This window comes from Pseudomonas sp. A (assembly GCF_056270345.1).
Window position 1 is genome coordinate 4,451,264 of record NZ_CM149873.1, and the last position, 13,346, is coordinate 4,464,609.

The 13,346-nt window shown below is 66.5% G+C and carries 11 protein-coding genes; 1 reads left to right on the forward strand and 10 read right to left on the reverse strand.

Going from position 1 to position 13,346, the window contains the following annotated elements:
* Positions 1 to 2: 2 nt before the first annotated feature.
* The 7 genes from AC0MAZ_RS19845 to AC0MAZ_RS19875 all read right to left on the reverse strand — a co-directional run bounded on the left by AC0MAZ_RS19845 (position 3) and on the right by AC0MAZ_RS19875 (position 7,785).
* Positions 3 to 1,190, reverse strand: coding sequence for a pyridoxal phosphate-dependent aminotransferase (locus AC0MAZ_RS19845; protein WP_475858916.1), 1,188 nt, complete (start codon positions 1,188 to 1,190; stop codon positions 3 to 5).
* Positions 1,191 to 1,213: 23 nt separating this feature from the next.
* Positions 1,214 to 2,092: an acetaldehyde dehydrogenase (acetylating) gene (locus tag AC0MAZ_RS19850; protein ID WP_232857475.1), complete on the reverse strand. Its 879-nt coding sequence runs from the start codon at positions 2,090 to 2,092 to the stop codon at positions 1,214 to 1,216.
* A 15-nt stretch (positions 2,093 to 2,107) separates the two neighbouring features.
* Positions 2,108 to 3,121 carry a 4-hydroxy-2-oxovalerate aldolase gene (gene dmpG, locus AC0MAZ_RS19855; protein ID WP_232857477.1) on the reverse strand — a complete coding sequence of 338 codons (1,014 nt, stop codon included), beginning with the start codon at positions 3,119 to 3,121 and terminating at the stop codon, positions 2,108 to 2,110.
* A 27-nt stretch (positions 3,122 to 3,148) separates the two neighbouring features.
* Complete coding sequence (locus tag AC0MAZ_RS19860; protein ID WP_203652167.1) at positions 3,149 to 4,192, reverse strand: AbrB family transcriptional regulator; 1,044 nt, start codon at positions 4,190 to 4,192, stop codon at positions 3,149 to 3,151.
* Between the two features lie 85 nt (positions 4,193 to 4,277).
* Positions 4,278 to 5,516: an ATP-grasp domain-containing protein gene (locus AC0MAZ_RS19865; protein ID WP_475858917.1), complete on the reverse strand. Its 1,239-nt coding sequence runs from the start codon at positions 5,514 to 5,516 to the stop codon at positions 4,278 to 4,280.
* Between the two features lie 216 nt (positions 5,517 to 5,732).
* The gene (locus tag AC0MAZ_RS19870; RefSeq protein ID WP_267967276.1) at positions 5,733 to 6,563 is read right to left on the reverse strand and encodes a hypothetical protein; all 831 of its coding nucleotides are present in this window, start codon (positions 6,561 to 6,563) and stop codon (positions 5,733 to 5,735) included.
* Between the two features lie 49 nt (positions 6,564 to 6,612).
* Positions 6,613 to 7,785, reverse strand: coding sequence for an MFS transporter (locus tag AC0MAZ_RS19875; RefSeq protein ID WP_234562864.1), 1,173 nt, complete (start codon positions 7,783 to 7,785; stop codon positions 6,613 to 6,615).
* A gap of 94 nt (positions 7,786 to 7,879) precedes the next feature.
* Here AC0MAZ_RS19875 and AC0MAZ_RS19880 point away from each other — a divergent pair, with 94 nt between their 5' ends.
* Positions 7,880 to 8,788 carry a LysR family transcriptional regulator gene (locus AC0MAZ_RS19880; protein WP_475858918.1) on the forward strand — a complete coding sequence of 303 codons (909 nt, stop codon included), beginning with the start codon at positions 7,880 to 7,882 and terminating at the stop codon, positions 8,786 to 8,788.
* A gap of 117 nt (positions 8,789 to 8,905) precedes the next feature.
* On the opposite strand, the gene preA is transcribed toward AC0MAZ_RS19880, so the two are convergent.
* The 3 genes from preA to hydA all read right to left on the reverse strand — a co-directional run bounded on the left by preA (position 8,906) and on the right by hydA (position 13,174).
* On the reverse strand, positions 8,906 to 10,180 hold the full coding sequence (gene preA / locus AC0MAZ_RS19885; protein ID WP_203652156.1) for an NAD-dependent dihydropyrimidine dehydrogenase subunit PreA: 1,275 nt from the start codon (positions 10,178 to 10,180) through the stop codon (positions 8,906 to 8,908).
* The gene (locus AC0MAZ_RS19890) at positions 10,181 to 11,548 is read right to left on the reverse strand and encodes an NAD(P)-dependent oxidoreductase (RefSeq protein WP_475861468.1); all 1,368 of its coding nucleotides are present in this window, start codon (positions 11,546 to 11,548) and stop codon (positions 10,181 to 10,183) included.
* A gap of 186 nt (positions 11,549 to 11,734) precedes the next feature.
* Complete coding sequence (gene hydA, locus AC0MAZ_RS19895) at positions 11,735 to 13,174, reverse strand: dihydropyrimidinase (RefSeq protein ID WP_475858919.1); 1,440 nt, start codon at positions 13,172 to 13,174, stop codon at positions 11,735 to 11,737.
* Between the last annotated feature and the right edge of the window lie 172 nt (positions 13,175 to 13,346).

The following is a 13,346-nucleotide window of genomic DNA, read 5'->3' on the forward strand; positions in this document are numbered from 1 at the left end:
CCTCAGGCGAGCTCGCCCAGGAAGGCCTTGATGCGCTCGGCACCGCCCAGGACCTTGCCGGCTTCGCCGGAATACGACAGCCGGGCATGCCCCGCCGCGCCGAAGAAACTGCCGGGAATCAGGGCAACGCCGAAGTCCCTGAGCAGTACGTCGCAGAACGACTCGTCATCACTGATCACCTGCCCGCGGAACGACCGGCCCAGCGCCTGGCCGATATCGAGGAACAGGTAGAACGCCCCGGCCGGCTCGCAAAAGCGCAGCAACGGCGTACCGCGCAGCACCTCGAGCAAGGCCTGGCGCTGCCCGGCCAGACGCTGCCGGGCGGCGATGGAGAACGCCTGGTCACCGTCGAGTGCCGCCGTTGCCGCCGCCGCCGCGGGGGCCGGCAGGTTGGAGATCGAGTTGGAGTTGAGCGTGGTGACCGCGTCGGCGATCCGCCGGTCCGCCGCCAGCAAGCCGACCCGCCACCCCGGCATGCCATAGAGTTTGGAGACGCTGTCGATCTTGATGATGCGCCCGGCGAGATCCGGCGCTACCGTCAGCAGGTCGGGACAGCGGTCCATGTCGTAGACGAAGCGCTGGTAGACGTCATCGCAAATGATCCAGACGTCATGCTTGCGCAGCACTTGCGCCAGCCCCTGGAGCTCCTCGACCGAGTACACGGCGCCCGTAGGGTTGCCGGGTGAATTGAGCAGCACCACCCGCACCTGTTCGTCGAGCGCCTGTTCCAGGGCCTGGGGGGACATCTTGTAGCCGCTCTGCGCGGTGCAGCGCACATCGACGACGCCCGCCCCGACCAGATCGGCGATATCGAAGTAGGTCGGCCAGCACGGGGTCGACACCAGCAGCTTGTCGCCCGGGCGGATGATCGCCCGCAGCACGCTGAACAGCAGGTGCTTGGCGCCGAGGCCGGCGACCAGGTTGCGTTCGTCGAAATGCACGTGGCCAAGGCGCCGCAGGTAGCCCAGGTAGGCCTTGAGCAATGCCGGGTCGCCACGGCTGGCGCCATAGCCGCCGGTGTCCTCGTGGGCCGCCCGCACTGCTGCCTCGACGATATGGGGTGCCGGCAGGAAGCCGGGCACGCCGACACCCAGGTCGATGACCGGCTGCGGCGCCTCCCTGACCTTCTGCGCCACCCCGAGGATCGGACAGAATCGCGCGAATTCCAGGTCTGCTGAAAGCGTAGGCATGCAGGATTCTCCAGAAGTCCGTTTCAGGCGGCGCGCACGGCCATGCGGCCACGCGCCATGAGCGCGGCCATGTGGGTGGCCGTCGCGGTGATGATGTCGAGATTGCCGGCACTCGGATCGAGGTAGTCCCCCGCCCCCTCGACCCGCACCATGGTGAACAGGCGACCTTCGCTGTAATGCAGGTCGACGATCACCTCGTAGCCCGGCACGGCCTCGCGCACCAGCGCCACGGCCCGCTCCACCTCGCGACGGGTGGCGGCCAGGTCGGCCTGGGCGATCAGTGCCGAGACCGCCGTCTGCATGTAGACATTGGGCTTGGCCGGGTTGATGTTGAGGATCGCCTTGACCTGAGCGCAGCCGGTGAAGCGCCGCAACGCCTGTTCGGTGGTGGTGATGTAGTTGCTCAGGTTGCGGCGGGTGGCGGGGCCTGCGCTTTCGGCGCTGATCGACGACACCACCTCGATGTAGCGCACCCCCGGGTTGGCCCGGGCGATGGCGGCGGCCAGCGGGATTGAGGCCTGCCCCCCACAGGTGATCATGTTGACGTTGCTCGCCCCGGTCAGTTCCAGGCCGTTGAGCGAAGGCACGCACAGTTGGCCCAGGGCCGCCGGGGTGAGGTTGATGATCACCTTGCCGGCCTCGATCAGGCGTGGCGCGTGGCGCTCATGGTCGGCGGCCGAGGTGGCGTCGAACACCAGGTCGAACTCGCCGATCCGGGCGAACAGACCGTCGATGCCATCGGCGGTGGTGGCGACCCCGCGCTCCCGGGCGAAGGCAAGGCCCGCGGAATGCGGGGAACGTCCGGCAACCAGCGTGCAGTCCAGGTCCGGGTGGGCCAGGACCTTGCACAGGATGTCGCAACCGATGTTGCCGCTGCCGATAATGGCGGTTTTCAGGGACATGAACGCACTCCAGGGTCAGGCAACAGAAGGTTGGGAAAGGCGGCTTGCCACCGAGATGATCAGGTCTTCCTGGCCGGCCACCGCATTGCACTGGGCCAGGGCTTCGTAGATTCGCCGTGGTTCGACGCCGAACTCGCTGGCGGCGCGCGCGACATGTTTCTCGAAACCGCTGCACACGCCGTACAGGCCACTGATCAGGTTGGCGGTCTTGACGACCGTGGGCGTGCTGACCGGGGCGATGCTCTCCAGCTGCTCGATGGCGCGGCACAGGGCGAAGATGTCCACGCCGGTGGCGAAGCGGTAGCGCTCCAGCACCGCGCACAGGGTCTCCAGCTGGGTGTTGCCGGCGCCGGCGCCGAAGCCGCGCATGCAGCCATCGACGATGGTCGCCCCGGCCTGGACCGCGGCCAGCGAGTTGGCGATGGCCAGGCCCAGGTTGTTGTGGCCATGGAAGCCCAGCGGAATCGACAGTTCACTGCTGAGCAAGGCAATACGCTCGCGGGTGCTGTCCGGATCGAGGTGACCCGCCGAGTCCATCAGCACGATGGCATTGGCACCATAGCCCTGTTGCTTCATCGCCTCCTCGAGCAAGCGCTCGGGGCTGGCCATGTGGCACATCATCAGCACGCCATGCACATAGGCGCCGTTGCCACGGGCATGCTCGATATAGCTTTCGGTCACGCTCGCCTCGGTGCAATGGGAGGCGATGCGCAACACCTCGACACCGATCCGCAACGCGGTATCGATATCGTCGAGCCTGGCGAAGCCGGGAATCATATGGATGCCCAGGCGCGTGCGACTGAGGTTGGCACGCGCCGTCTCGAGCATCTCGGTGTCGGCATGGCGGGCCAGGCCCAGCTGCAGGGACGATGCCCCCAGGCCGTTGCCGTGGCCCACCTCGACCACGCTCAGGCCGCAGCCGTCGACGGCACGGCAATAGGCGGCGATATCCTCCAGGCTCAACGAATGGGAAACGGCATGGTTGCCGTCGCGCAGGGTCGGATCATGAATGGCGATTGCAGCGGTCATCGAGATCGAGTCCTTGTGATCGAAGGTTCAGTTGCGTGGAGCGTCGGCAGCCGGCTCGGGCTGGAGCAGCCGCTTGGGCAGGAACGCCGGCGAGATATGGATGATCGACATGCGCACCACGTGGTTGAGCATGACGAAGGCAGGGTCGAGCTTGAGCAACAGGGCTGCCGCGGTCATCACCTCGACACCGCCCGGCACCCAGGACATGAACAGCGCCAGGAAGGGCTTGCCGGTGATCTGGGCGGCGAGCGCGGCCACCAGCAAGGTGGTGCAGAACGTCAGCGTGGTCACCACCAGGCCAGCACGCACGTAGCGCAGCACGTCCCCCAGGGTGATGTCGCGCAGGCGGATGCCGATCAAGCCGCCCAGCAGGATCAACGCCACCATCGCCACCGGGTCGGGCACATGCAGGTTGAACTGGGGCATGCCGATGTTCACCGCGGCGGCGCACACCAGCCCGGTCAGCATGTAGGGCGCAGGCACGTCCAGACGTTCCAGCAAGTAGCCGGCAACGACCGCGACGACCGCGACCGGCACGATGCGCAGGTAGTCGCCCAGGGTTCCGGCCGCATGCGCCGCGCTGTCGCCATGGCCGCCGGCGATCAGGGTGACCACCAGCAACAGCGCGAGCAGGCGGACGATGTGCACGAAGGCGATGCGTCCGGAGGCCGGCCCCTCTTCCCCCGACACCGTCATCACCGCCGCCATGGCGCCCGGGATGGCACTGAGCAGGCTTTCGATATGGCCCCACTTCTCCATGCGTCGCAGCCAGTTGTAGCCCACCAGGATCTGCGTGGTCATGCACACCAGCAGCCCGAGCAGGATGCTGACGTCGGTGAGCTCGTGCATCATCGAGGCGGTGACCGTGGAGCCGACGCTGATGCCGAGCAGCAACTGCACGGTGGCCACGAACGGAAACGGCATGCGCATGCGCACGCCCCACTTGCTCAGCGCCGTGACCGCGCAGATGGCGCCGATCAGTTCACCGAGCGGCAGCCCGGTGAGAAATCCCAGCCAGGCGCCCAGGGCCGCGACCGGAATGGGGATGAGGCTCTCGATCAAAGGTTTCATGGCATCGTCACCTGTCTGCAGGCATGACCGTCCCGACTGGCGGCACGGTCAGCAAAAGTGATGGAGGAACGGGACGGATCAGCGGCTAGACGACGGCCGCTTCGTTGCCCGCCCAGTCGCAGCTTTCGTGGAACCAGCGCTCGACTTCGCCAAGGCGCAATTGCAGTTCACGCTCATTGCGCCCGGCGACGATGGCGTTGAGGATTTCCGAGTTGGTGAACTCCATCGACCGGTAGGCGGTCATCCGGCTCGCCGAGATGCGGTACTCCAGCACGCCGTCGAGCGGGCAGTCGCTCGGCACCTCGCGCAACAGGCCGACCCGCGGTGGAATGCTGATGTGCCCGACCATCTGCCGCGGCTCGATCATGGCCGCCGGACGATACTCGGGATCGCGCAGCGCGCGCAGGAAGCTCATGCGCGGGTCCAGGCCCCAGGCATGGCTGATCTCCTGGTTGAAGAACACCCCGCCCAGCCGCGAAGCGATTTCGCACAGGACGATCTCGCCCGCGTCGGTGACGAACAGTTCGAGGTGGAACAGCAGGGTCGGCTCGGAAGGCAACACGTCCTCGACCAGCGCGCGGGCGTAGCGCACCAGCTTGTCGCGCATCGGATTGCCGGCATCGAGCATGTGCAGGTCGTGGGCCTTGCCGCCGAGGAAGTCCAGCGCCGAGGTCATCACCCGTACCGGCGACACCAGGATCGGCTTGCCGTCGATGTACAGGCCGTTGACGATGTAGTGGCTGCCCCGCACATAGCGCTCGATCATCAGGTTGTGGAAAGTGGTGGCGCCGCGCGCGGCCAGCCATTGGCGCAGCTGCGGCAGGTCCCTGAGCACTTCCACGCCGTTCGAGCCACGACCATCGCGCGGTTTGACCACCACCGGGAAGCCGTGTTGCTCACTGAACTGGATCGCCCCGGTGGCGTGGGTCAGCGGCGCCATGTCGGCGACGGCGAAACCACGGTCGCGGGCCCGCTGCTTCATGAAGAACTTGTCGCGATAGAACATCGCGCGCCCCTCGGCGCCCTGGCTGACACCCAGTCGGTCATTGATGCGCGCCACCCGCAGCACGTCGATCTCGGCCAGTGCCACGCACAGCGGATCGCGCATCTCGCGGGCCATGTCATGGACATCCACCTCGACCAGCGCGTTGTCGTTGAAATAGTCGAACAACCGGTACGCCACCTGTTCGCCAAGGTGCGCGGTGATTTCCTGGGCGCGGGAGTTGCAGCTCAGCAGCATGCCTCCCGGCCCTAGCGCGTCGGCCCAGCTTTGCGCGCTGTGCTGGAGAATGATCTTGGGGGGACAGAAGACGATCAGCTGCATGGGGCGTTCCTTGCGTGCTTACATGAGTCAGAAAGTGACCAGGCATCAGGGCCAGGCTCACCAATGATTCTGCTGAGGAGTCGGTGGCCGATGCCAATACCGATTCAGTCGTTATTGATACTCCTCGCCTTGCCCGCGCAGGCGGTTTGCAAGGCGCGCGAAAGCGCTGCCATGTCGGGGAACATGGCAGGCGACTTTCACGCAGGATTCAGCCGGTCAGATCAGGCAGGCGGCGCAGTCGCGCATCACCTCGGCCTTGCGCTGCAGGTACTGGGCAAAGACTTCACGGGCCGTGGTCCTGTCCACCGCGATGCCCATGGCCTTGACGAAGGCCTCGACCGCCTCGACCGCGTGGGCGAAATGATTGCTCTCGGTCCCCCCGGTGTGCACGGTGACCCAGGCCACGGTCTTGCGCACCTGCTCGGGCGGGACACCCATGTCGCGCTCGAACCAGCGGGTGTACAGCGGATGGATGTACTCCACCTCACCGTGGGTGTAGACCTCATGCACCAGCGTGGTCAGCAGGCCCTGGAGCAGGTCGCGATCACGCAGGCGGCGGGCATCGGTCCAGTCCTTGAACGCCTGCGCGGACGGCAGGCAGTTTTCCTTGAGCAACCACTGGTCGTCGCCGCAGAGGGGCGTGGCCATGTTGTAGAACAGGTCGGCATGCAAGGTGTTGCCCAGCGCCCCCAGGTCCTCGTCGGTGATCCGCTGCAGACTGCCACACACCTGGTAGATCTGCTGCGCCGCGGCGCTGCCCTGCTCGGAACGCGCCAGCAGGGTCAGGCGATTGGCCAGGCCGGAGACGCTGGCGGCTGAATTGTTGGTCTTCGACCAACTGGCGAAGAACTTGCGCAACGCCGCGGCGCCATGGCGCCGCGAAGTCAGCACCTGGAACGCCTGCTCGATGTCGACCAGCGCGGCCTCCTGGTTGCGGAACTCATCCCATAGCGCCTGTTTCAGCACACCGGCAGGCATCTCCTGCAACACCGGTTCAATCACATACAGCAACTGGCTGTGCACGGTCGGCAAGTTACTCACGGTCATCTCACTCTTTTCCTTGTTGGATGATGATGTAGCGCGTTGAGGAAGCGATTCATTGCAATGGCTGGACCGCCGGCCCACGGACCGGCGCCACCCGCCAGCTGCCCCGCGCGATCAGCAGCGGCAGCAGCTGGAACACCACGATCAGGGCGACGCAGCCGCCCCACCCCCAGCGTTCCCACAGCCCGCCGGGCACGAAGGCGCCGAAGCTGCCACCCAGGTAGTAGCAGCTCAGGTACAGGCCGACCGCGGCGGATTTCTGCCGTGGCGCCTGGGCGGTGATGAAGGCATTGGCAGCGGCCTGGGCGAGAAACACGCCGGTGGAGCTGAGCGCCAGGCCCAGCACGATCAACCACAGCGACGCGGACAGGGTCAGGGCCGAGCCGGCGATGCCCAGGCAACCGGCTACCCGCACCAGGTCGGCATGGGGCCGCGCCTTGCTCAGGCGTCCGGCCAGCGGCACCACCACCAGCGCCAGCAGGAACACGGCGTAGATGGCACCCAGCGCGGCGGTGCCCAGGGCAAACGGGGCCTCGCTCAGGTGCAGGCCGACGTAGGTGAAGGTCGCGACCTGGGCAAACAAGACGCAGAACCCCACGGCATAGGCCCCCAGCAATGGCCTGCTGGCGAGCTCGCCAAGCGCCAGCGGCTCGCGCCTGGCTGCGGGCGGGTTGCGCGGCAACAGCAGCGCGATGCCCAGCGCGACCGCCAGGCTGAGCCCCGCCTGGACCGTCAATGCCACGCGCCAGTCGGCAAGCTCGGTGACCAGACCGGTGAGGAAACGCCCACAGAAACCGCCGAAGATCGTGCCGGCAACATAGACGCTGGTCATTTCGGTCACAGCACCGCCCTGCCAGCGCACGCCGATGTAGGCCACGCTGGTGGCGAACACCATCGGGATGAACATCCCCTGCACCGAACGCCACAGCAGGAATTCGCCATAGCTGCCCGCCCACGCCGCCAACAATGCAGGCAGCGCCAGCAACAGCGCCGCCCCGGCGATGACCCGGTGCTGTTCGCCGCGTGCCGTCAGCCAGCCGACAAAAGGCGCGGTCAAGGCCACGGCAAGGATGGTCACGGTAATGCTCCAACTGGCCTGGCGCAGCGTGACCGGAAAGGCCCGGGTCAATTCCGTGAGCAGGCCCTGGGTGGAATAGAGGTTGAGAAATGCGGCACATCCGCCAAGAAATAGGGCAATTCGGGGGAAATCGGCGGGAAAACGCATACAAACACTCGTAAAAAATTGTTACAGGTTTATAAGGTAGGACGAACTTTGGATCCAATACCTATTCCCGACCGATTGATACTCAAGGAAGAACATGATGGATTTGCGCCGTCTGCGCTGTTTCCTGGTGGTCAGCGAGGAATTGCACTTCGGCCGAGCGGCAGCGCGCCTGCACATGGCCCAGCCGCCGCTGACCCGACAGATATCGGCCCTGGAGACGGAACTCGGGTTTCGCCTGTTCGACCGCAGCACGCGCAACGTCAGCCTTACCACCGCGGGCCGTCACCTGCTGCCCTACGCCCGCGGCGTGCTCGAACAGGTCGACCTGACCACGGCGATCACCAGCAAGCTGGCGGCAGGCTCGGCCGGCCAACTGACGGTCGGCTACGCCAGTTCGATCGCCCTGTCGGACACCTTCAGCCATACCATCCAGGCGTTCTGCTCGAAGTACCCGGATGTGCAGCTGAATGTGGAGGAAGGTGCTTCCAGCACCCAGTGGACGCAACTGATCGAAGGCCGCCTGGATATCGGCATGAGCCGCATGCACCCGCCGGGCGACAACCCTCAGGTCCAGGCCATCTGTGTGGACAACGAGCCGCTGGTCGTGGCCGTTCCCAGCGACAGCCCCCTCGCCCAGCAGTTGCAGGTCAGCCTGGCCGAGCTCGGCGAACTGCCGCTGATCACCTTCCCCCCGGACTACGGCTCTGGCTTGAACGAAATCATCCTCGGCCTGTACCGCCGCCACGGGCTGACGCCGCGCCCGGCGCCAAGCGGTCGGCAGATCACCTCGATCATCGCCCTGGTTGCCGCGGGTCGTGGTGTCGCGGTGGTGCCGCAGTGCACCCGGACCTTGGTCAGGCGTGGCGTGTCCTATCTGCCGCTGGCCGAGCCCGGCGCCTGCGCGCCGCTGCTGGTGCTGACCCGCAGGCACGAGCGCAGCCCGCTGGTGCGGGCGTTCGTCGAGGTGATCGAGCAAACCTTGCGCGGCGGTCTGGCCGGGTAGACGAAAACTTCGTGGGAGCGGGCTTGCCCCGCGATAGCGTTCGACCTGCGTCCAACGCTATCGCGGGGCAAGCCCGCTCCCACGAGAGAACTGCATGAGGTCTGCCTTGCGCCGACCTCAACCCGCCTCGCGATAGGGATTACGGGGATCCTGCGTCCAGTTCATATAAGGCTTGCCGGTGTCCTGCGCCTGCATGTCGATGCAGCCCTCCACCGGGCAGGTGATCTGGCACAGGTTGCAGCCGACGCACTCGGCCTCGATCACGCTGTAGGCGTGGGTGCCATCGGCCTTGAGGGTGCTGGCGATGGCCTGGTGCGAGGTGTCCTCGCAGGCGATGTGGCAGCGCCCGCAGCCGATGCAGGCGTCCTGGTCGATGTGCGCCACCGACTGGTAGTTGATGTCCAGGTACTTCCAGTCGGTGGTGTGCCCCACGGCCTGGCCGCGAAACGCCTCGAGGTTGCGGTGGCCGTGCTGGTCCATCCAGCGCGCCAGGCCGTCCTTCATGTCGTCGACGATGCGAAAGCCGTGCAGCATCGCCGCCGTGCATACCTGCACCGCGCCACTGCCCAGGGCGATGAACTCGGCGGCGTCGCGCCAGGTGCCGATGCCACCGATGCCGCAGATCGGCAGCCCATGGGTCTCCGGGTCACGGGCGATTTCCGCGACCATGTTCAGGGCGATCGGCTTGACCGCCGAACCGCAGTAGCCGCCATGGGTGCTCTGGTCGCCGACGATGGGGTGGGCGACCATGCGGTCGAGGTCGACGCTGGTGATCGAGTTGATGGTGTTGATCAATGACACCGCATCCGCCCCGCCCCGGTGCGCGGCGCGCGCCGACTGGCGGATGTCGGTGATATTGGGGGTGAGCTTGACGATCACCGGCAGCGCGCAGTGGGTCTTGCACCAGCGGGTGACCATCTCCACGTACTCCGGCACTTGGCCGACGGCGGCGCCCATGCCGCGCTCGGGCATGCCGTGGGGGCAGCCGAAATTGAGTTCGATGCCGTCGGCGCCGGTGGCCTCCACCAACGGCAGGATAAACTTCCAGGACTCTTCGATACACGGCACCATCAGCGACACGATCAGCGCGCGGTCGGGCCAGTCCTTCTTCACCTGGGTGATCTCGCGCAGGTTGATCTCCAGCGAGCGGTCGGTGATCAGCTCGATGTTGTTGATGCCCTGCACCTGGCGGTTGGCGCCGAAGTGCGCCGAGTAGCGCGACGACACGTTGACCGCCGCCGGGTCCTCGCCCAGGGTCTTCCACACCACCCCGCCCCACCCGGCCTCGAAGGCGCGGACCACATTGTAGGCCTTGTCGGTGGGTGGCGCGGAGGCCAGCCAGAATGGGTTGGGTGCCTTGATGCCGGCGAATTCGATGGACAGGTCGGCCATTTACGCAGCCTCCACGTTGAGCATGAGTTGGGCATGAATGGCTTCGGCGGCCACCTTGCCATGTTGCACGGCCTGGACGGTGAGGTCCTGGCCCAGCGCGGTGCAGTCGCCGCCGGCGTAGATGCCCGGTATGGAGGTTTGCAGGTGCGCGTCTACCTGGATGCGCTCGCCGTCACGGGCCAGTTGCGCCGCCAGCGGATCAGCCAGGCTTGTGTCGTCGAAGCGCTGGCCGATGGCCTTGAAGATGGCGTCGGCCGCCAGCTCGAAAGTCTCGCCGGTATCGCCCAGGCGTCCGTCGACCAGCTGGGTGCGCGCGAAACGCATGCCGCGTACACGCCCTGCCTCATCCAGCAGCACGGCATCGGGCCGGGCCCAGGTGTGCAGACGCACCTGATTGTGCTTGGCAATCTCCTGCTCATGGTCGGTGGCGCCCATGTCGGACACGCCACGGCGGTACACCAGGTTGACGTCGCGGGCGCCCAGGCAACTCATCTGCACGGCCATGTCGATGGCGGTGTTGCCGGCGCCGAGCACCAGGCAGCGGTCGGCCAGCGGCAGCTGGGTGAGGTCGTCGGCCTGGCGCAGCTCGCTAATGTACTCGGTGGCGGCGAGCAGGCCCGGCGCGTCCTCGTCCGCCAGGCCCAGCTGGCGCACGGCAGCCAGGCCCAGGCCGAGGAACACCGCGTCGTACTGGGCATGCAGCTCGCCCAGCGACAGGTTGCCGCCCAGGCGCTGGCCATGGCGGATCTCGATACCGCCAATGCCCAGCAGGAACTCCACCTCGCGCTGGGCGTAGTCGTCCACCAGCTTGTAGCGGGCGATGCCGTACTCATTGAGGCCACCGGCTTTCTCCCGCGCCTCGAAGATCACCACGTCATGGCCGTGCATGGCCAGGCGGTGCGCGCAGGACAGCCCGGCGGGGCCGGCGCCGACCACGGCGATGCGCTTGCCGCTGGCCGGCGAGCGCTGGAACGGATGTTCGGTGAAGCCGGCGTGGTCCAGGGCGTAGCGCTGCAGCTGGCCGATCAGCACCGGCGCGCATTCCTGGGCGTTGTTGCGCACGCAGGCCTGCTGGCAGAGGATCTCGGTCGGGCACACCCGGGCGCAGCTGCCGCCGAGGATGTTGGCCGAAAGGATGCGTTCGGCGGCGCCCTGCAGGTTCTCGTCGCTGATGCGGTGGATGAACGAGGGGATGTCGATCTCGCTGGGGCACGCATTGACGCAGGGCGCGTCGTAGCAGTACAGGCAGCGCGCGCTTTCGACGGCGGCCTGGCGGGCGGTGAGCGGGGGCGCGAGGTCGCTGAAGGCCTCGGCCAGCTGGTCGGCGCCGGCCCGGGGGCGCGGCAAGTGGTTCAGGGCGTCGATCACGGTTGTAGCCTCTCTCATTTTTATTGAACTCGATGCTGGTCAGGCATCGGTCCGTTCTGGGGATGGCAGTCAACAGGAGCAAGTGTGTTGTTATCAGGGGGAGCTTTGCGCCCCTTTCGCGGCACAAGGCCGCTCCTACAAGGGATCGCGTTCTGCTGTAGGAGCGGCCTTGTGCCGCGAAAGGCCTCAGCGCTGAACCGGTGTCGGCCGCTGGTGCTCGGCCCGACGCTCCAGCACCTCGTACACCGACGGATACGCCGGCCGCTCCACGTAGCGCCCCGCGCCCGGCTCGGCACGCAGGTCGCCATCGGCCCAGAGCACCCTGCCCTGGCTGATGGTGTGGCTGGGGATGCCGCGCACGGTGCGGCCTTCGAAGATGTTGAAGTCGACCCGCTGGTGATGGGTCTGGGCGCTGATCGTGCGCGTGCCCTGCGGATCCCACAGCACCAGGTCGGCGTCGACACCGACGCGGATGGCGCCCTTGTGCGGGAACAGGTTGAAGATCTTCGCGGTATTGGTGGAGGTCAGCGCGACGAACTCGTGGATCGACAGGCGCCCGCTGTTCACCCCGGCATCCCACAGCACCGCCATGCGGTCCTCGATGCCGGCGGTGCCGTTGGGAATGCGGCTGAAGTCGTCGCGGCCCATGGCCTTCTGCTCGGCGCAGAAGCAGCAGTGGTCGGTGGCCGTGGTGTGCAGGTTGCCCGACTGCAGGCCCCCCCACAGTGCGTCCTGGTGCTCGCGCGGGCGGAACGGCGGGCTCATCACGTAGCCGGCGGCGGTGGCCCAGTCCGGGTCGCGGTAGACGCTGTCGTCCAGCAGCAGGTGGCCCGGCAGCACCTCGCCGTACACCGGCTGGCCCTTGGCCCGGGCATAGGTGATCTCGTCCAGCGCCTCGCGGCTGGAGACATGCACCAGGTACAGCGGCGTGCCGAGGGTCTCGGCGATGCGAATGGCGCGGCTGGCGGCCTCGCCCTCCACCTGCGACGGGCGCGACAGCGGATGCGCCTCGGGCCCGGTCAAGCCCTGGGCCAGCAGTTTCTTCTGCAGGTGATACACCAGCTCGCCGTTCTCGGCGTGCACCGTCGGCACCGCGCCCAGTTGCAGGCAGCGTTCGAAGCTGGCCACCAGGGTGTCGTCGGCGGCCATGATCGCGTTCTTGTAGGCCATGAAGTGCTTGAAGCTGTTCACCCCATGCTTGGCCACCAGCTCGCCCATCTCCTCGGCCACCTGCTCGCTCCACCAGGTGATGGCGACGTGGAAGCCGTAGTCGCTGGCGCTCTTCTGCGCCCAGCCGCGCCAGGTGTGGAACGCCTCGAGCAGCGATTGCTGCGGGTTGGGGATGACGAAGTCGATGATCGAGGTGGTGCCCCCGGCCAAGCCCGCGGCGGTGCCGCTGAAGAAGTCCTCGCTGGCCACCGTGCCCATGAACGGCAGTTGCATGTGGGTATGCGGATCGATGCCACCGGGCATCAGGTACTGGCCAGAACCGTCGAGGACTTCGCAATCGGTGGGGGTTTCGAGGTGGCTGCCGATGGCGCGGATCAGGCCATCGACACACAGGACATCTGCACGGTAGCTCTCTTCATGGGTAACCACGGTGGCGCCACGGATCAACAGGGACATGCCGTTTTCCTCGCAGGCTGACCGGTCTTCTGGCCGGTTCTTGGAATTGTTTCGGGCCGGGCGCTGGAGGCGATTCGTTCAATCCTGTCAGGCCTGACAAGAATCGAGGCTAGTATCTGATCGGATATTGATCAAGAAAAAATATATGCAAATATCTTATTTTGTATCTTAT